This window comes from Prevotella mikamonis, assembly GCF_055381405.1.
Genome location: NZ_AP035785.1, coordinates 472,791 through 492,618 on the forward strand (window position 1 = coordinate 472,791; position 19,828 = coordinate 492,618).

Annotated in this window: 15 protein-coding genes and 1 pseudogene; 8 read left to right on the plus strand and 8 right to left on the minus strand. The window is 40.7% G+C overall.

Going from position 1 to position 19,828, the window contains the following annotated elements; genetic code table 11:
- Window positions 1-6 precede the first annotated feature (6 nt).
- From ACZ42L_RS02040 to ACZ42L_RS02055, 4 genes and pseudogenes are all read left to right on the plus strand, one after another.
- Window positions 7-3,090 carry a DEAD/DEAH box helicase gene (locus ACZ42L_RS02040; RefSeq protein ID WP_464716479.1) on the plus strand — a complete coding sequence of 1,028 codons (3,084 nt, stop codon included), beginning with the start codon at window positions 7-9 and terminating at the stop codon, window positions 3,088-3,090.
- A 1-nt stretch (window position 3,091) separates the two neighbouring features.
- Entirely contained in the window at window positions 3,092-3,772 is a 681-nt protein-coding gene (locus ACZ42L_RS02045) for a hypothetical protein (protein ID WP_464700312.1), read from the plus strand.
- A 64-nt stretch (window positions 3,773-3,836) separates the two neighbouring features.
- Window positions 3,837-4,562, plus strand: a pseudogene (locus tag ACZ42L_RS02050) (SDR family NAD(P)-dependent oxidoreductase); the annotation flags it as partial.
- Window positions 4,563-4,707: 145 nt separating this feature from the next.
- Window positions 4,708-5,034, plus strand: coding sequence for a thioredoxin family protein (locus tag ACZ42L_RS02055; RefSeq protein WP_464716480.1), 327 nt, complete (start codon window positions 4,708-4,710; stop codon window positions 5,032-5,034).
- A gap of 184 nt (window positions 5,035-5,218) precedes the next feature.
- Here ACZ42L_RS02055 and ACZ42L_RS02060 read toward each other — a convergent pair whose 3' ends face one another.
- The 3 genes from ACZ42L_RS02060 to ACZ42L_RS02070 are packed head-to-tail and all read right to left on the minus strand — an operon-like array spanning window position 5,219 to window position 6,924.
- The gene (locus ACZ42L_RS02060; protein WP_464716481.1) at window positions 5,219-5,677 is read right to left on the minus strand and encodes a DUF4293 domain-containing protein; all 459 of its coding nucleotides are present in this window, start codon (window positions 5,675-5,677) and stop codon (window positions 5,219-5,221) included.
- Window positions 5,678-5,690: 13 nt separating this feature from the next.
- On the minus strand, window positions 5,691-6,032 hold the full coding sequence (locus ACZ42L_RS02065) for a DNA-directed RNA polymerase subunit omega (RefSeq protein ID WP_464700317.1): 342 nt from the start codon (window positions 6,030-6,032) through the stop codon (window positions 5,691-5,693).
- A gap of 16 nt (window positions 6,033-6,048) precedes the next feature.
- Window positions 6,049-6,924 (minus strand): outer membrane protein assembly factor BamD, encoded by an 876-nt coding sequence (locus ACZ42L_RS02070; RefSeq protein WP_464716482.1) that lies wholly within the window; start codon window positions 6,922-6,924, stop codon window positions 6,049-6,051.
- Window positions 6,925-7,047: 123 nt separating this feature from the next.
- On the opposite strand from ACZ42L_RS02070, the gene uvrB reads away from it, so the two are divergent.
- Complete coding sequence (gene uvrB / locus ACZ42L_RS02075) at window positions 7,048-9,093, plus strand: excinuclease ABC subunit UvrB (RefSeq protein WP_464700320.1); 2,046 nt, start codon at window positions 7,048-7,050, stop codon at window positions 9,091-9,093.
- An 88-nt stretch (window positions 9,094-9,181) separates the two neighbouring features.
- Here uvrB and ACZ42L_RS02080 read toward each other — a convergent pair whose 3' ends face one another.
- The 3 genes from ACZ42L_RS02080 to ACZ42L_RS02090 all read right to left on the minus strand — a co-directional run bounded on the left by ACZ42L_RS02080 (window position 9,182) and on the right by ACZ42L_RS02090 (window position 14,254).
- The gene (locus tag ACZ42L_RS02080) at window positions 9,182-10,522 is read right to left on the minus strand and encodes a TolC family protein (RefSeq protein ID WP_464700321.1); all 1,341 of its coding nucleotides are present in this window, start codon (window positions 10,520-10,522) and stop codon (window positions 9,182-9,184) included.
- Between the two features lie 187 nt (window positions 10,523-10,709).
- Window positions 10,710-11,312: a riboflavin synthase gene (locus tag ACZ42L_RS02085; protein ID WP_464700323.1), complete on the minus strand. Its 603-nt coding sequence runs from the start codon at window positions 11,310-11,312 to the stop codon at window positions 10,710-10,712.
- Between the two features lie 572 nt (window positions 11,313-11,884).
- On the minus strand, window positions 11,885-14,254 hold the full coding sequence (locus tag ACZ42L_RS02090; RefSeq protein ID WP_464716483.1) for a hypothetical protein: 2,370 nt from the start codon (window positions 14,252-14,254) through the stop codon (window positions 11,885-11,887).
- A gap of 682 nt (window positions 14,255-14,936) precedes the next feature.
- Here ACZ42L_RS02090 and ACZ42L_RS02095 point away from each other — a divergent pair.
- Complete coding sequence (locus ACZ42L_RS02095) at window positions 14,937-17,315, plus strand: TonB-dependent receptor (RefSeq protein ID WP_464716484.1); 2,379 nt, start codon at window positions 14,937-14,939, stop codon at window positions 17,313-17,315.
- Here ACZ42L_RS02095 and ACZ42L_RS02100 read toward each other — a convergent pair.
- Both ACZ42L_RS02100 and ACZ42L_RS02105 read right to left on the minus strand, forming a co-directional pair.
- On the minus strand, window positions 17,312-17,467 hold the full coding sequence (locus ACZ42L_RS02100) for a sulfate transporter (RefSeq protein ID WP_464700329.1): 156 nt from the start codon (window positions 17,465-17,467) through the stop codon (window positions 17,312-17,314). The two genes, ACZ42L_RS02095 and ACZ42L_RS02100, sit on opposite strands and share 4 nt — an antisense overlap.
- 10 nt (window positions 17,468-17,477) lie before the next feature.
- The gene (locus ACZ42L_RS02105; RefSeq protein ID WP_464700331.1) at window positions 17,478-18,371 is read right to left on the minus strand and encodes an RluA family pseudouridine synthase; all 894 of its coding nucleotides are present in this window, start codon (window positions 18,369-18,371) and stop codon (window positions 17,478-17,480) included.
- Between the two features lie 94 nt (window positions 18,372-18,465).
- Between ACZ42L_RS02105 and ACZ42L_RS02110 the strand changes: the two genes are divergently transcribed.
- Complete coding sequence (locus ACZ42L_RS02110) at window positions 18,466-19,425, plus strand: glycosyltransferase family 2 protein (protein WP_464700333.1); 960 nt, start codon at window positions 18,466-18,468, stop codon at window positions 19,423-19,425.
- 205 nt (window positions 19,426-19,630) lie between these two features.
- Entirely contained in the window at window positions 19,631-19,801 is a 171-nt protein-coding gene (locus ACZ42L_RS02115; protein ID WP_464700335.1) for a PG1828 family lipoprotein, read from the plus strand.
- The last annotated feature ends 27 nt before the right edge of the window (window positions 19,802-19,828 follow it).

Consider the following 19,828-nt stretch of genomic DNA (forward strand, 5'->3'; position numbering starts at 1 on the left):
TAGCGTATGGATACTCTGAAGATATTACAACTTATTCGTGAGTGCTGTTCTGAAAATAGAATTTATATTTTGCGTGGTTTCCCCAATGAATTGCTATGTAGTTTGGGCATTGATTTGATGGATAGGGAGTATATTAACAGCGATGGCAAAATTGAACTTGCAAAAATTAATGCTATGCAGGTTTTTCAAAAGATAATGCAAGCGCCGGAATCACCATCTTTTCTGATGATGGAATCTATAATATCGCTTACGTCAATGGTAAGATCATTAGATGCTTTTAACAGAAAATTTGTGATTCTTGATAATAATTTCCTTACAAAATATAAGAATCCAAGTAATTGTAATATACCTGATTTCGAAAGTCTTGACTTCCAAAAATCAACTGAAAATCAAATTTATTCCCTTTATTATGCCTATTGTGAACATAATGGGGAAGAACAGTTTGTAAACTATATAGAGCCAAATATATTGGGTGACAGTTGTGTTACCAGAATTCAACTTCTTGCCCCCAGTAAAGTTGGTGGTATGAAAGAGTTACCAGAGGGACTGGACATTCCTGTATTGGCTGGTGATAATGACTCGTTACAGAAGATACTAGAACAAATATTCTATGGTAATTATGCTTTGGGACGTGCATATGCTTTACCCAAGAATTCGAGATATTCAGAACTACAGGGGATACTTCTCGCTGCGATAAAACTATTTGGAATTGAAACAAGGTTTTATTGGCTGACCAATCCTAAGCAGTTTGTTATTGTTAGGCCAGAATTACAGGCTGTATTGAAGAGTATTTGGGGATATGACTCTTTTAGGTTTTTGAGAATGTATAAAGATCTTGATTTCAATAGAGATATTACAGATGTTTCTCAGGGAGAAATTATCGAAACTATTATTGGAGAGTCTGAGAAAGCGCTTAATAATAAACCTTTTAGAAATATAATTTTGACTTCACCGACAGGAGCTGGAAAATCTTTGCTTTTCCAACTTTCTGCTATTTATTTAGCTCAGAAGCACAATTCTTTGACAATAGTTGTATCACCTTTAGTGGTTCTTATGGAAGATCAGGTGTCAAATCTCAAGCCCAAATATAATGCTGTAGCTACATTAAATGGAAATAAAAGTGCGGCAGAGAGTGCTGAAATAAGACAACAAGTCCTTAATGGAATTATTAATATTCTTTATGTGGCGCCAGAATTGCTTCTTTCATATTCACTTCAGTCTTTAATTGGGGAAAGACAACTTGGACTTTTAGTTATAGATGAAGCTCATACCGTTACAACTTGGGGAAGAGATTTTCGGGTAGATTATTGGTTTTTAGGTGATTATATCCGTTCTTCAAAGAGATATTTATCATATTCATTTCCCATATTAGCCTTAACGGCTACTGCAGTAAGAGATCCTTCGCACAAGAATGATATGGTTTTTGAAACAATAAATTCACTTAATATGGATCCTTGTATTAAGTTTATTGGAGTTGTACGAAGAGATAATATTGTGTTTGAAATAGGTCGCCCGCCTTTGGTAAGAGATTATGAGAAACAAAGACTTCACAGAACTTCGGATAGTATTATTGAAGCATTAAATAAAGGAAGAAAGACGATAGTCTATTTTCCTTATGTTAGAACTATCACAAATATATTAAATTATCCTGATTTACAGTCTTATCGTCTTAAAATAACAGAGTTTCATTCTAGACTTACATCTGTAGAAAAAACTACTAATGCTGAAAATTTTAAAAAAGGTGACTGTCCTATTATTTGTGCATCAAAAGCTTATGGCATGGGGGTAGATGTTTCTGATATTACTGAGGTATATCACCATGCTCCTACAGGAAATCTTTCTGATTATATTCAGGAAATAGGTCGTTTAGCGAGAGATGAGCGTCTGATAGGTGTTGCTAAGATTGATTTTAATGAGCAGGATTTTAAATATACAAGGCAACTTCATGGCTTGTCAACGATAAAGCCTTATCAATTAGAGCTGGTATTAAAAAAACTTCTTGAGATATATAGAGTTAGAGGGGAGAAGCGTAATATGATGATCTCATCATCTGATTTTGAATATATCTTTCCAAATTCAGAAGATGTAGATCAGAAGTTTAAGAGTTGTTTGCTTCTTATATCCCATGATTTGATGAGACATCTTTCATTCCCTGCTCTAATTGTGAGACCGAAGAATCTGTTTGTTGATATATATGTGGAAGTTCCCCTAGTAGAAGCAAAGAACTTTTATTTGAAATTTGCTGCTTATCTTATAACTATTGACAGTTCAAATGGACGATTCCTGTTGCATGGAGAAAAGTATTGGAATGCTCATATGAGTTCGATCAGTTTTGCACAGTTTAAAAGTAAATTAGCGTCAAATCAGGTGTTTAGAGGTTATCACGTTATATTGATTAATCAAATAGAGGTAACATTGAACAATGAGACTGTTAACATAACTAAGGAAAAATTGTATAATTTCTTTATGGACTCCCATCGAATATTGGAAAAACTGGCCAACGCATTACCAGGACAGCCAAGACACATCAAATATCGTGAGTTGAAAAAATTACTTGTTGGTTATAGCTCAATAGAGCGTGAAGATTTTCTTCATGCTTTTGTACTTACATATGCAATGCCACTTGAAGGAATTGCTGCATATTGTCAAGTGAAAGTAAAAGATAATGAGGATGAGAATCAAATAAGTCTTTTATCACATGGCTATGAAGCTATTGGTAGCCAGATGATGTCTTGTTTTGAGCAAAGAATCCACGATAACAAGAGTGTATTCTATTGCCGTCCATCTGCTCCTGAGGTAAAAATGGTTGAAATACTCAACTGTCTAGGTTTAGCAACATTTGTTCGTATTGGTGGTTCTGATCCTCAGGTTTTTGTACGTATTAATAACCCTACTTATTTGCATGACTTGATAGATAGTGGAAATTATAAAAATGGTATGCTTATGGATATTTACGCAAAATATAAGTTCTCTGAAAAAATATTCAGCTATTTTTTTAATACGGATATGAACAATGATCAACGATGGAATTTTATAGAAGAGTATTTCTTAGGAGCATCAGAAGATAGATTATTACACTTTATAGATTGATATGAATTTGTATTTTATCCCTGAACACTATAACCATCTCTCTGTTGAAAAGCTTTGGAATAATGTGAATTATAAAAAATTAGGTGTAGGTGATGTTTTAATATATGTTGATGGCATACGCCTAATAATGGTAGTATGTAATAGTGATAATATCGTTGCTTGTATTCCTTCTTCATATCCTATGATAGCACAAGTTCTTTGTCGGGATATTGATTTTAGTAGTGTTAAACCGGTACTCTATGAGTGGGATTTGGTGAAAGGAAAGTTTGGACAAATTGATGTGTTAAAATTCTTAAAAACTTTATTTCATGAGTACAAACTAGCATCCGAGGTCCTCAATACAACTATTAATCTTCTTATGGGGAAGGCTTGGAGACAAGATGCAGGGCTTATTAAAAGAATTTTGGAAATCAAAACGCATGTTCCTGTTGTAGGAGAATATAAAATCAATGAGATCGAAAAAACTAGTGATATCGGAAAAGGGGATAAATTACTTATTGTTGAGCGATATTTTAGTGACAAGCTTAAAAATGATTATTATGATTTAAGAGCATTGGGGATAACGGAAAGAGAAACTTTAGTAAGAGTTAGACGAAAATACCCTAAAGAACTTAGTATCATTCTTAGTCGATTTTATAATGAAAATGAAGGATGTAGTTTGTATTGTAAAGTGGATTCTTAAAGAGTTGTTAATATGCACAGAAAAATATATGGAATTTAAATAAGACTAATGTAAAATGGAGAATCGCAGGATATTTATAACTGGTGGTGCTCATGGAATAGGGAGGGCTCTGGTAGAAGCTTTCTGTCACACAAGTGACAAGGTTGCCTTTTGTGATATTGGCACAGAACTTGGTAAAGAAGTTGCCGTTGAAACCGGTGCAAAGTTTTTTCAAGTGGACGTTACCGATAAGGACGCATTGGAAGATTGTATGGTAGCACTTTTCAAGGCTTGGGGTGATTTGGATGTAATTGTCAACAATGTAGGTATCGGCATCTTTAAGGATATTACAGAAGTTGAGGTAGAGGAGTTCGATAGCGTGATAGCCACCAATCTGCGTTCTGCCTTTATTACTTCCCGTTTGTTGGCTCGCCATCGCACGACTAATGGAAATACGGCATATGGACGCATTGTTAATCTCAGTTCATCACGCTACTTGATGAGTGAATCTGGTACAGAGGCATATTCGGCTTCAAAGGGAGGTATCTACAGTCTAACTCATGCACTCGCCATTTCACTCGCTCCTTATCATATTACGGTGAATGCCATCGCTCCAGGTTGGATTCATGTCAGGGAGGATGAAGAATTGCGCCCTCTTGATCATGAGTTTCATCCATCGGGAAGGGTGGGTGAAGCAGAAGATATTGCCCGTGCTTGCTTGTTTCTCTGTGAAGAGCAGAATAACTTTATCAATGGACAGACAATCACGATTGATGGCGGTGTGACACGGAAAATGATTTATCCGGAATAAGATCTTTCAAAGAGTTTTAGGAAGGGGAATTATGAGAAAAAATAAGAAGGATTTGTCGAGAATCGGTATTGTCGGTTTGCCTTTTTGACCGACAATGATATTGACAGAAAAGATGGTACAAAGTTTGTATTGTATGTGGAATAAAATGAAACATCTGACAACTATACAGGACATTGAGCAGGCACTGACAGAAAATCGTCTATGCCTTTTCTATATCAAGACTCCCGATTGTGGAGTCTGTAATGTGATGCTGGATAAAGTCTCTGCATTGGTAGATACCAAGCCTGAAGTATTTTCTTTCTTCACGGATATTACCGAGATTCCACTGATAGCCGGACGGTTTCTTGTTTATTCAGGTCCGACCGTCCTACTATTAATGGAAGGTAAAGAGATGTATCGCGCATCACAGTTCATTGACTTATATGAATTGGACAAGAGAATAAACCAGGTAATAGAGGCCCAGAGTAACTGATTTCTATTGTTGAATCCATGTACTATCACCGAAAATGTGATTTGGTAGGGGAAAGCTACGCCATCAGCACGATGGCGGGCTTGATTGCTACGACTCGCAATGTCAATCGATTCATTAAATTTTGCTTATTATGGATGAAAAGAGAAGAAGGTGTCACTTCAAAGTGACACACCTTCTTCTCTTTTCATCTAATTCTATCCATGCTCTTAACTAATTTCTCGTCAGCTATGATACCATGTCTAGCTAGGTATAAGAGTATGATGGCTATGAGGGGTAAACATGCTGCAAAGTTAATCTGTGGGACTCCCAATAGCTCTTTATTACTGTACAAATAAAAACCGTACAGTGCATACCATGCAAGTTGCAGAACAATAGCTCCATTGCAGAATCTGACTTGTTGTCGCCGATTCTTGTATAAGAATATTGTTATTATTGCCATAATGCCAGAGAACGTTTGTACAATAAACAATGGACAACTGGCAAAATTCACCTTGGATTCCAGATGATTATATATGGCCAAGTTATAGAGGACAGCTCCTTCGCCGATGCCTGTAGGTGTATAATGTGCTATTGGCAGATAGAGACAGAAGCAGACAATTGCTATAGTTGCAAGTAAGAATAATGTTTGTTTACGCTGTAACATTCAATATTCCGCTTTAGTCTAGACTGAGATTGTCACTGTCTGTTGCAGGGTCACGCCAATAGACATTGCCCTCTGTGAATTCTTCTGTTGCCAGCAATGTGGGTTTGGGCAACTTTTCATAATAGCGAGATATTTCAATTTGCTCACGATTTTCAAACACTTCTTCTAATGAATCATTGTATGAAGCAAATTCTGCCAGTTTCTTATTCAAATCTTGCTTGATTTCTACTGAAATCTGATTTGCACGCTTTGCAATAATAGCTACACTTTCATAGATGTTTCCTGTCTCATCGCATAGATCCATGATGTTACGAGTGACAGTATTAACGGGAGCTTTAGACTTTTTATAATCCATTATTATTGATGTATAATTAATTGTTTTCTTTTTCTGAAACAGGAGTCTCAGGTTGTTCAACCATATTTGACTCTTTCGTGTATTTCTTACATTTTTCTATGTATTTCTCTGCTGTTTCCTTTTCTTTAGAATCTGGATATTCGTTGAGAAAGCCATAGCATTCATCTTCTGCATCTTGATAACGTTCAAACTTCTTCTCTTCGACACTCTGTTGCGCTAACTCAAATTTGCTTTTCATGATAAGCAATGAGAAGTCTTCGCGCTTATTACTGTAAGGGTAATCCTTCAGTGCATTTTGTGCCGTGATGATACAAGCTTGATAATTATTGCCACCACTTGTACAATTGCCGAAATATGATCCTAAATCATAGTATAATTTAGCTGAAGCATATTCCTTTGTGACCAATTTATCTTGCAGGTCGAAAAGACGTTGTTGCGCCGGCTTCTTTAATTTTGAATCTGGGTAAAGATCCAGGAAATTTTGGAGAGCAGAGATGGCTGTAATCGTCATTGATTGGTCCAAACGAGGCTCCGGCGTACTTTCATAGATTGATTGGCCTTCATAGTAGTGTGCCATTTCTGCAAATTGTCCACGAGGGTACGACTGGTAATATCTTTTGAAAGTTTGTGCAGCGCCTTCATAATCCTTGCTACAATATGAAGCCATTCCTAGCATGTACAGACTTTCTTCTGCATTGTCTGTTCCTTTTTCAACAGCTATGAGATCGGTCAGTAGGGTGATGGCTTTAGTATATTTGCCATTGGCAAAACATTCTTTAGCGAATTCGTATTTATAAGGGTAATTATTGCTCTTGTATACTTTGTTGAACTCTTGGGCACAACTGGAGAAGAGCAAAACGGTACTTATTGTTATTAGAAATACTTTTTTCATATCGTCGCTTTGAGGTCACAAAGTTACTGATATTTCTATGATTGGCAAAGTAAACGAAATCTTTTTTCGCATTTTATTAATCTTTATAACGCTATTTCGAAGGGGTTTTGTAATTTTGTAGAGATGAATTTTAAATTGACATCAAAATACAAACCCACAGGTGATCAACCGCAAGCTATCTCTGAATTGACCGAAGGTATACAAAATGGAGATGGAGCACAGGTATTACTTGGAGTAACTGGTTCGGGAAAGACATTTACGGTAGCTAATGTGATTGCTAACGCAAATAAACCGACCTTAATCCTTAGTCATAACAAGACACTGGCAGCTCAGCTTTATCAGGAGATGAGAGACTTTTTCCCTGATAATGCAGTAGAGTATTATGTTTCCTACTATGATTATTATCAGCCGGAAGCTTATCTGCCATCATCAGATACTTACATAGAGAAAGACCTGGCTATCAATGATGAAATCGACAAGCTGAGACTCGGAGCAGTATCGGCCCTCTTATCAGGACGAAAAGATGTCATTGTGGTCTCTTCCGTTTCCTGTATTTATGGTATGGGGGGACCGGTTGCCATGCAAGAAAGTATTATTTCGATAACGCGGGGGCAACGGTTAGATAGGAATGAGTTTTTACGTCGATTGGTGAATGCGTTGTATGTGCGGAATGATATAGAACTAAAGCGAGGGACTTTTCGGGTGAAAGGGGATACCGTTGATGTTTTTATGGCTTACAGTGATCATGTTTTGCGAGTAACATGGTGGGATGATGAAATAGACAGCATACAAGAAGTTGATGCCTTGACGTTTCAACGCTTGGCTGAGTTTGAAGATTATCAAATATATCCAGCTAATCTTTTTGTCACTTCCAAGGAGCAGACAGAACTTGCTATCCGCATGATTCAAGACGATTTGCTTAAACAGACGGAATACTTTCACGAGATAGGGGATAATATTAAGGCTCAGCGAATTAAGGAACGTGTTGAGTATGATATGGAGATGATTAAAGAGTTGGGGCATTGTAGTGGTATAGAGAATTATTCACGTTATTTTGACGGCCGTCAACCAGGTGAACGTCCATATTGTCTTTTAGATTTTTTTCCAAAAGATTTCTTGCTTGTTATCGATGAGAGCCATGTCAGTGTGCCACAAATCAATGCGATGTATGGTGGCGATAGGGCGCGAAAGCAGAATTTGGTAGAATATGGTTTCAGGCTTCCGGCAGCTTTTGATAATCGTCCTTTGAAGTTTGAAGAGTTCCACGAGTTAATTCATCAAGTTATCTATGTCAGTGCAACACCGGCGGATTATGAGTTACGCGAATCAGAAGGCGTCGTTGTCGAGCAGATAATTCGTCCAACAGGTCTGCTAGACCCGGAGATAGAAGTTCGTCCCAGTGAAAATCAGATAGATGATCTGATGGATGAAATTCTGACGCGAATACACAGGCATGAGCGTGTACTGGTAACGACCCTGACCAAGCGTATGGCTGAGGAACTGACGGAATATCTACTGAATCATGATATAAAGGCAAACTATATCCATAGTGATGTTGCCACGCTTGATCGTGTTAAGATTATGAACGATCTCCGTATCGGTGCGTATGATGTTCTTGTAGGTGTTAATCTTTTAAGGGAGGGACTTGACCTTCCCGAAGTTTCTTTGGTAGCAATTCTTGATGCCGATAAAGAAGGATTCCTTCGCAGTAAACGAAGTTTGACTCAGACTGCCGGTAGGGCAGCTAGAAATGTCAATGGAAAAGTTATCATGTATGCCGATATCATCACCGAGAGTATGCAGGCCACCATTGACGAGACGGCCAGACGGCGTAGCAAGCAGCTTAAATATAATGAAGAGCATGGAATCACTCCTATGCAGATAGTCAAAGATATTAAGACATTCCCGATTGGACCAGATTCCGGTGAAGACAGAAATGTGGCAAAGGGTAGGTATCAGGAATATGTAGAACCTGCTGAAATGGGATTTGTGGCCGACCCGATTGTCAAGCGCATGACCCGACCTGAATTAGAAAAGAGTATCGAGCATACGAAGAAATTGATGCAGCAAGCAGCTAAGAATTTGGATTTCATACAGGCAACACAGTATCGTGATGAATTAATACGACTGCAAGACCAACTGGAATTAAAGGATTCTGTTGTGAAATAAAAAAGGAAATACATTATTTGTATTTCCTTTTTATAACGTTTGGCACGCTTTATCTTGATGGAATTATCTTGATGATGCAGTTGCATTCCTATTGTTTCAGCGTTCCATCCTGATAGAATTTGAGCATGTTAATATATAATATCGACATGTATTTACTTTGCAATTCGTTTTGTTGTGCAGTGAGCAGTTTGTCTTTGCCCGTCATCAACTCGACGATATTCTTCAATCCTAAGCGGAATTGCTCACTCAGGAGTTCATAACTCGCCTGTGCACTCTCTGTACTGATTCTTGCGGCCTTGAATTGATTCTGGTTTGTAGTAGCTTGCAACCAGTAGTTTTCGATAGTGGAGTAGAGGGTTGTCTGCTTGTCTTTTAAGTCAAGCATACTACTTTCTCTCATGAGTTTGGCTTTGTTGATAGCCGTCTTGGATGCTCTGTTATCAAATATAGGCACACTTACTGTAAAGCCTGCACCAGCCATGACATTGTTTTTAAGTTGCCTCCCCCATGTGTTGCTGTTCATAGATGTGGTACTCGTACTTATACCGGCATTCGCACTGATGGTCGGCATTTTTTGAGCTTTGGCAATGGTTATTTGTAAATCGCTTTGGGCAATGGTGTTTTGATAACTCTTGATTTCCGGTCGGTTATCCAACGCAGCCATGTAGATTGTATTCATAGCTGGGATAGCCTGTAGTGCCTGTTCGTCGGCAGTTGCCGGAATTACGATGTCGAACGCCTCTTCATCTGTGATTTGCAGCAATTCTTTTAGTTGTCTTTTGTAATTCTTTACTTGGCTTTCTGCCGATACTACATTGTACTCGTCTTGAGCACGTTGGGAAGTAAGCTGGGCAAGATCGGCTTTGCTCATTTTCCCGACCTTTACCATTTCTTGTCCTCTTGCTTCATTCTTTGTGCTTGTTTCCAGACTTTCTTTATTCACTTTGATAGCCTCTGTGGTATATAATATCTGGACATATAACTGAGCTATCTGCTCTTGGATGGTATGTGCTGTGACTGCCGAGTCGATGACGGCTTTATCTTCTATCAGCTTATTGAGCTTGATATTGTTTCTGTTCTGGTTTCCATTCCATAGCGTCCAGTTGCCACTGATTCCATAGCTGCCATTGTAATAAGTCTTATCTACAGCCATTTTTGAATATCCGTCACCACTGATACCACTTGTCACCCAGGGAGTATAACCGACGCTTTGGCTTGTAGACGCACTCAGTGAAGGGAGCAATGCTGCCTTTGATTGCAATACATCTTCTTTTGCAACTAGTTTGGCCAGTTGCTGCTTCCGCAGTGAAATATTATTCTGTAGAGCATAGTTTATGCAGTCTTGCAACGACCATTCCCTGGCCACGCTTGTAATAGGCATGGTGAGTAAAGCTAGGCTCAGCAGTTTTGTGGAAATCTTATTATTCATGTTTATAATAGGTTGATGATTCTTATTACAGCATCTGTGAATATTAGTCTATCCATTAGATGTAAGAGCGAGAGGAAAAGTTTACACTGCTGCTATAAGATTAACATTCTTTTTCAATAAATCATGTTGAAGGTTGATAATGACACAACTTATGCTGCTTGTCTTTTCCATAGCCAAAAGGCTGCAATCAAGATAATGATTGCAGCCTGGCAATGTATTTTCCTAATATGTCAAACTCAATGTTGACGGTAGTTCCTGTCGTTATATCACAGAAGTTGGTAAACTCCCTGGTATAGGGGATGATTGCTACCGTAAAACTGTCTTCGGTTGGTTCGCATACCGTCAGCGATACACCATTCACCGTGACGCTTCCCTTGTCTACCGTGAAGTATCCTCTTTTAGTCATCTCAGCATCCTGTTCATACTTGAATGTAAAGTAGGTCGAACCATCAGCATCTCGCATATTAACGCAAGTGGCAGTCTCGTCTACATGTCCTTGTACAATGTGGCCGTCAAGTCGGCCATTCATTACCATGGAGCGTTCTACGTTGACTTTATCCCCGACTTTGAGCAGTCCCAGATTTGACCTGTCCAACGTTTCTTTCATGGCCGTAACCGTGTAAGTCCCTTCAGAGATGCTCACAACCGTCAGGCAAACGCCATTGTGGGCAATACTTTGATCTATCTTCAATTCGTCTACGAACGAACATTTCAAGGTGAAGTCTATATTCCCTTGTTCTTTATTGATAGCTACAAGTGTAGCCATTTCTTCTACAATACCACTAAACATGTCTTAAATATTTGTTTTGGCGTAAAGGCGGCGTGCATTCCGTCTGACGACGAGTCCCCTTAATCAAAAGGAGACGATGCACGCATCGTCTCTACACATAGGATATAATATCCATCTGATTTTAATAGAAAAGGGGTTGCCCGATGATGTGATGAAACTCCGAGACATCAATGATTGAGAGTCCTCCGCCTTTGTAATCCACCGGTCTTGCGACTTACCTCTTACGAGTTTATGTGGCCCGCCATCAACAAAAGGAACATCCTCGGTTTTCGATATTATTTGATGAGTATCCCGATCGAATCGACACAACCCCCAATTCGTTCTCCTTCTTATCTTATATGCAAAGACAGCCCCAACGAGTGCAATGAAAACTTGTTTTCAGATAGCCGAGTGCAGCTTTGTCTTATGCAAAGATAGCATCTTTTTTATTTTCCTCCAAATATTTCAATGAAAAAGGGAAGTGTTCCCGATTAACTCTCTCCATCCGAGAGTTACCAAAGTTTAGCCGGAGACAATTTTCGCTTTCGCTCAAATGCCTCCGGCCGATTGTCCAGTAGTTGTATTGCTGATTCTTATTTCTCGAACTTCAGTGCCTTGCGCATCAATCGTATATACATTTTGGGCGCACCACTTCGCGGATAGTACCAATTTAAATGACCTCCTGGCTGAGTGTCGTCTGTCATTACATAATTATTTCTAAATACGAATGCCTTGTATTGATTTGCTGCACCTGTTGTTACAAACGATGTACCATTGTAATTATGCAAAGCTCCGTTATCGCTGATTACATAGCCTGCACCCATATCCTGATTTTTAGAAGGATGATCATAAGCGTAAGTCTGAGAAGGGGCAGTGATGTTGAGCCAGCGGTTGATAATATCTTTTCCTTTCTTGAAGAACATACCCTTACCGTTCTTATCATCATCTGCCAAGGCTATTTGGTCAAGAATGTCCTGTCCATTGCCATAGAGTTTGGTGTACAGTTTACCCAGATGAATGGCTTGAATATGGAACATGGGTGCAGCTTTTCCACCCCAAGTATTGGTATTGGTCCATTCATAGCGCACCAAGCACAGGTCGTCGGAAGCATTGTCCTTGTTGGCATCGTTGAAGAATCGCAAACCGTATATGTAGTTATTGTTGGGATAGGTCTGCGGCAAGCGGCGATAGATAGAGTAATAGGTCTTGGTTCGGCCGTCTCCATATTTTATTACCTCTTTGCATGGATCTGCGTATCCCTTGTATCCTTCTTGCCAAGCCTCTGATTCTTTGTCAAGGTTAAAGCTCTTGTTCTTAGAAGGGTTGAAAGCAAAGAATACCATACTTGCCCATTGGTCTGCATCGGGAACTATCCACTTTTGGCCTTCTACACTACAGTCTATACCTTTATCGCGTTCGTTTAACCAATTTTGCAATACACTGGGATCTTTGGCTGCATAATGACTTTCTTTCCAACTTGGTAGCGTGAGATCATATGGGAATGGCTCGAAATAAGGCATACCATAATAAGTCTGATACAGATTGTTCTGGGCCATTTCTTCTATAGGCAGCGGCTCGCGGTCGGGTATAGACAGTGTCAGCTTTACACTTTTGCCAAGATATTGGGCCATGTCCTGATCCAATACGCGTGTCAACACCCAATCGAATCCTGGTGCGGCTTTGATACCGGCTTTGTAGTTGGCTGGGCTGTTACGGTAGTTGTTCACTTTGGCGTAATACTGATCTTGATTCATGAAGTCGTCAAAGAAGTTGCTGGAGGTGCGAACATACAGGTTCTGCCCCTGCGGATTGAGACTTCCGTTTTCGTTGATTTCGTCGATAAGCGCTGAAGAAGTGAAGAACCCTACGCGTGGCTTTTCCGGGTCTACAGGTTTGCTGAATACGTTCGTCCAAATCAGCACTGTTTCGTTTTCGTCTTTAGTGTTGGAGTCTGTACGTACCAGTTTGGTAGCACCTGGTGCCAGTGTGCGTGTGAATTTGGGCGTTTGACTTGCAGCATCAGCATATTCGGTTGCCAGCGTTACGTCGATATTGACCCATTTCTTATTCTCCAGTTCTCCGGTATAGTTCCAGGCAAAGTCTTTTTCAGCTCCCTCGATATCAGGCAGGCCGGTCGAAGTGAGGTCGTAGGCTATGTTGTCTGCCAATACGTTCGACTTGATGCCGATGTATTTTTCCAGCAGATTGTATTTGGTCTTATTGTTGTAACGAATGCGCAGTAATATTCCTTGTGGGTTGAAAGTCATGTTGTCGGTCGTTGCAACCACATTGTCAGTGCCTACTTTAGTCAGTTTGGTCCATTTTGACAGGAATGGGATGGTGGTGCCTCGGTCTGGATTGACAACTGTACTGACAAATCCGTTCTCTCTCATGAATCCTTTATAGCCCTCGACCTCAAAAGTGTGCTTGTCTTTGTTGTATCTACCGCCGATGATACCCATGACATACCATTGGTCGCCGGGATTCATCGTAACACCATGCGGATTTTCCAGCTCCAATTTTCCTTTGTAGCTAAAGTCGTAGCTGCCTTTGCTTTTCTGCTTGAATGTGATTTCGCCGTAAAGCTCTGTATTGTTCTGTAGTTTACCGGTGCTGGGATCGGCGCGTTTGAATACGCAGAGCGCCTTCACCTTGGCATCCGTTTTCTTGCCTTCTTCGGTGGTAGCGTCTTCGTTGTATAGCTCGAATTGTGGTCTGAAGTTTTCTGCCTCTGACAGAATAGACATAGAGATGGTTCTGCTTATCGGTGCAGATTGTTTGGCATTGCCGGTATTCTTGTCTTCGGCATATCCTCCATTCAGGTCTACATGCACTGTAATCATCGACGACTCAGTGTCGGTTGTCTCTTTACCATCTACCATCGGTGTGTCAGCGCCGCATGATGTGACCAATGCTGCAATACCAAGGAACAGCAGTAGGTAAATATTTCTTATTTGTTTCATGAAATGTTGTTTATAATATTACAAATATAATTTGTCCGCTATATTTCCAGTATTTAGCGAAGTCTTTCTTGCGTTTAATTTCTTCTTTTGTGAATAGAAATAGATGTTATGGTTTTTCTTCATCTAAGTCGGCGTCACCAAATTGTCCTATTTCTCCTCCCAACGGCGAAGTATTCGTTAGTAGTGTTTCTGTCCGTATGGAGAACACTTTGATAAGGGGTGTCTGATACTGTTTCTTAGTCATGTCCTTAAATGAGTTATAATGTTTAATATTTGAAATCAATTCTTGAAAACATTACAAATGTATACTCTTTGAAAAAGTCTCATTTAAATTTAAACATTATATTAAATAAGGTTAACATAAACTTTCCTTTGTCTTACTTATATTGTCTGATTTGTAACCTATACGATAGATTTAGCACTCTGAACACTTCTTTCTGGCAGGCTTGATAGTAAAAGGGTGGATGTAATAGGGGAATCAGTATGTAATATTGATTACTGGAGTTTGTATAGCCTGAAAGTATCTGCCGTACATGGCTTTACTGCAAAGGCTCGGCAGTGTTGCTGTCCGGGCTTGGCAGCACTGCTGTTTGGCCTAGGCGGTTTTGCTGCAAAGCCTTTGCAGTAAAATGAGTTTGATGGGGTTGATGTAATATTAGTTTTAAAAATGCGTTATAAGAACATGATACGGAAAGTAATCTTTTTGACTATACTGCTATTTCATGCTATCTATGGCATGGGCCAAGGTTTCATATTGAAAGGGAAAGTGACTGATGGGGAGATGAAAGCATTGCCCTTTGCCACTGTCTCTGTGCCGAAACAAGGGAAAATAACGATGACATCCATACAGGGAGAATTCCAGTTGAGCCTGGTGTCTGAAGATTCTGTCGTCGTCAAGTTTTCTTCGGTCGGGTATAAGACGAAGACGCGCGTGCTTCGATGCCCTAGAGGTAGGCAGACGTTGCAGGTGGCTCTGTTCTCGGATAACACATTGGCCGAAGTGCAGGTGCAAGGTCAGAAGATAGAGACGGGACAGGTGCGCGACCTGAAAGCGAAAGATTTGAATACGCTACCATCGGCAAGTGGCAATGCGGTGGAGAATCTGGTTCAGACTCAGGCGGGTGTTACGTCTCACGACGAACTCTCTTCGCAATATAATGTAAGAGGTGGGAACTTCAATGAGAATAGTGTCTATATAGAAGGTATAGAGATATTCCGACCTTTCCTGGTGCGCAGCGGACAGCAGGAAGGACTGTCGGTCATCAATCCGTATATGGTGGATAAGATAGCCTTTTCGGCCGGCGGATTTACCGCTAAGTATGGAGATAAGATGTCATCGGTACTGGATATTAATTATAAGAGGTTGTCGCCTGGTACGCTGGAGGGTACTGTTTCGGCAAGTATGCTGGGGGGAAGTGCCTATCTGGGGGTTGCCACGAAGAAAATATCGTGGCTGAATAGTGTACGGTACAAGACTTCGCGTTATCTCTTGGGTTCGTTGGAAACCGAAGGAGAGTATCGGCCTAGCTATCTGGACTATCAGACGTATCTGAGCTATCGGCCATCTAAGGCATGGGAAATAAATATCCTTGGCAATATATCAGATAATCATTATAATTTTGAACCAGAGGACCGAGAAACGGCATTCGGCACGCTTGATAATGTGAAGAAGTTTAAGGTGTATTTCGATGGTAAGGAGAAAGACCGGTTTACAACTTATTTCGGTAGTGTCGGTATCTCAAGAATGTTTGGTGCGAAAACGAAGGTCACTTTGCTGGGTTCGGCCTATTATACGCACGAACAGGAAAAGTATGACATTCAGGGGCAATACTGGCTGAATCAGACGGAGACGAGTGAGAATCTGGCCGTTGGCACTTATTTCGAGCATTCGCGAAATTATCTGAAAGCAAATGTAAAGAGCCTGTTGCTGAAAGTGGCTCATAAGACCCGGAAGCATGCTTTCGAAGCAGGGTTGCAACTGAAGCAGGAACATATAGAAGAACTGTCTACCGAATATGAAATGAGAGACTCGGCAGGTTACAGTATGCCCCATACCGGTAAGGACTTGAGGATGATATACTCGCTGAAGGCTGATAATGTATTGGATGCCAACCGTATAGAGGCGTATCTTCAGGATACTTACAAGTTTACCAGTGCGGGGGAGCATACTCGGTTCACGCTGAATTATGGCGTCCGAATGAGTCATTGGAACTTTAACCGCGAGACCATCGTGAGTCCGCGTGTGTCTCTGGGCATAGTCCCGGCATATAGTGAGAACACCACCTTGAGGTTTGCAGCGGGCATCTACTATCAAGCCCCCTTCTATAAAGAACTGAGAGATACGAACACGGTAGATGGAACTACTTATGCAACACTTAATCGGAACATCAAGAGTCAGCGGTCCATTCATGTCATTCTAGGCTATGACTATCGCTTCAAGATTAAAAGTAGAAGATATAAATTGACAGCTGAGGCTTATTACAAGGCTTTAAGTCATCTGATACCGTATTCGGTAGACAACATGAAGGTAGTCTACTACGGCGATAATGTGGCTTCCGGACATAGTGCAGGACTGGATGTCGGCGTATATGGGGAGTTTGTTCCGGGTACGGATTCGTGGTTGAACGTTTCGTTGATGAATACGAGTATGAAGCTGAATGGAAAAAGTATTCCGCTTCCGTCGGATTGCCGTTATGCAGTAAACCTCTTTTTTACCGATTATTTTCCAGGCAGTGACAGGTGGAAGATGAGCTTGCGACTGGCTTTTGCCGACGGACTTCCGTTCTTTGCTCCGCACCAGGAGCTGGATCATTATGCTTTCAGGGCGTCTGCATACAGAAGGGCTGACATAGGGCTGAACTACTGTCTGTGGGACAGGGTGAAAGCAGAGCGTTCGAGTTTTTTGAAGGATGTCTGGCTCGGAGTGGAATGCCTGAATGTGTTGGGAATCAATAACGTAAACAGTTACTATTGGATAACAGACGTTACCCAGCAGCAATATGCCGTTCCGAACTACCTGACGGGGCGACAAATCAATGTAACAGCTCGATTTGACTTTTAAGTGTAGTAGAGGAAATAGATAGCGGCGAGAATGGCAATCAATGCAATGGTGATGATGGCCTTGATGAGGCAGCCGGTAATTTTCTTAATGACGAAAAAGCCAATGATGATGGCTGCCAATACATATATATAATAGGTGAAAGTAGAAGTCATACTGATTTATTTATTTGAATAGTTGGCGGAACGTTGCAGGGATGGGAGTTTCAAACTCCATACGCTCGTGGGTGACGGGATGGTAGAAACATAGCATATAGGCATGTAGGCACAAGCGTTGGCAGGGATTGTCGCCATTGCCGTATTTAATATCACCGCAAACGGGGAAACCTATATCGGCACTGTGGACTCTGATTTGATTCTTGCGTCCGGTTTCCAATTTGTACTCCACTAGGCTGTATGCCGTTGTCCGGTCTAATACATGATAATGGGTTACGGCGTATTTGCCTCCATTGTCTACAGGAGAAGAGTAGGTGATGTAGGCTCGGTTGTCCTTGAGCCAGCTCTCGACAGTTCCCTCGTCGTCTATCATCTCGCCGGAGACTACAGCGACATAGCGTCGGTCGTAGACTATATGGTGCCAATCGGCTTCAAGCAATCGTTCGGTCTGTATATCTTTGGCATAAATCATGAGTCCGCTGGTGTCTCTGTCGAGCCGGTGGACTACATGGGCCGTACAGTGTTGACGGGTCTGTTGCAGATAATTGTCTAGCACGGTCTTGACATTGAGTGAGGAGTGGCCGGCAGCCATAGACAGGATGCCGATGTTTTTCTCAATCACGATGATGTATCTGTCTTCATATACAATTTTGACATAACGGTTTTTGAACGTTATGTTTTTCTTGGTTTTGCTGACGGATACCTTCATTCCCGGTTGGAGAGGATAGTTGTATTGCGTAACAATCTTTCCTTGGACCTTGATACCTCTTCCTTGCAGGGTCGCTTTGATTTTGTTCCGGCTTTCTCCCGGAATGTTCTCGATGAGCCATTCCAACAAAGTGCCTTGCCGGTTGACGATATAATGAGTATAATCGTTTGTCTGTTGTTGCTTATAGACCTTCATAGGTTGCAAATGTACAAAAATATAATGATAATAGCTTCAGCCACTTTAATCTTTTTGTGTACCTTTGCATAACAACCAATTTTCTCAGAATTACATGACACAAGAACAAAAGACTCCTTTAGTAAGTTTCATTATCCCGGCATATAATCTTTCTTCTTCCTTGTTGCAGGAATGTGTGGAGAGTATCATGGCATTGTCGTTGAGCCGTGAGGATAGGGAAGTGATAGTGGTGGATGACGGTTCTGATGTGCCTGTAATGGATGGTTTGGAAGAATATCTTGATTCTATTGTCTATGTGAGACAGTTGAATGGGGGATTGTCTGTGGCACGGAATATGGGGCTGAGAATCGCAACCGGTGACTATATACAGTTTGTAGATGGAGACGACAAGATACTGCGGACAGCCTATGAGCATTGTCTGGATATAGCAAGGTATCATGCTCCTGACATGGTGTTGTTTGAGAGTGGGCGTATGGAAGATGCCGATGTGCCTTTTAGTTATGAAGGGCCTGTGTCGGGAAGTGAATATATGGCTCACAATAATCTGAAGAGTCCTGTGTGGGGGTATCTTTTTAGGAAGCACATCTTGGGAGACCTGCGTTTTACTCCAGGCTCATTGAAGGAAGATGAGGAATTTACTCCACTGCTGATGTTGAGGTGTTCCAAGGTGTTTGTGACTAATGCCAAGGCGTATTATTATCGTCGTAGAGAAGGGTCGATTACGAATAATAAGGATAAGTGGCATGTGGCTAAAAGGATGGAAGATGCTGAGACTGTACTGTATAAATTGCAGGCCAAGGCTGCTGTCTTGCCTGTTGCAGAACGAATAGCCCTTAATAGGCGAGTAGCACAGTTGACAATGGACTATCTCTATCAGATAATAAAGTCTACGCATAGCAGTCGGCATTTGGAAGAAGCTATTGAAAGATTGAGAAGGCATGGCTTGTTTCCGTTGCCGGATAATAAATATACGAAGAAATATACCACCTTCAGATGGCTTGTTTCCAGTCATATTGGGCGAAAGATTCTGCTGGCTTCTTCCAGTATGATGTAGCAGTTAGAGTCTCGGAGAAATGAGTTAGCATAACTTTAACATAATTTTACCAATTGTAATCGGTTGATATATAATGAGTTATGGAAAAGTTACAAAACGGATATAAAAAATATATGAAAAAGAGGATGGCGTATCAAAAAATTACTTACCTTTGCATCGTTTTAATAAACAAATGATTGTTTTACAGATTTAAAAAGCAAAGAAAATGAAGAAATTAGTTTTAATGTTCGTAGCTATCGCAGCTATCTCTTTCGCATCATGTGGTAACAAGACTGCAGCTCCTGCTGGTAATGCAGATTCTGACACAGCAATGGTTGATACAGCTGCTGCTGACACTGCTGCTGCTGATACAGCTGCTGCTGACTCAGCTATGTAATTCGTTAGCTCGAATTGAAAAATGAGA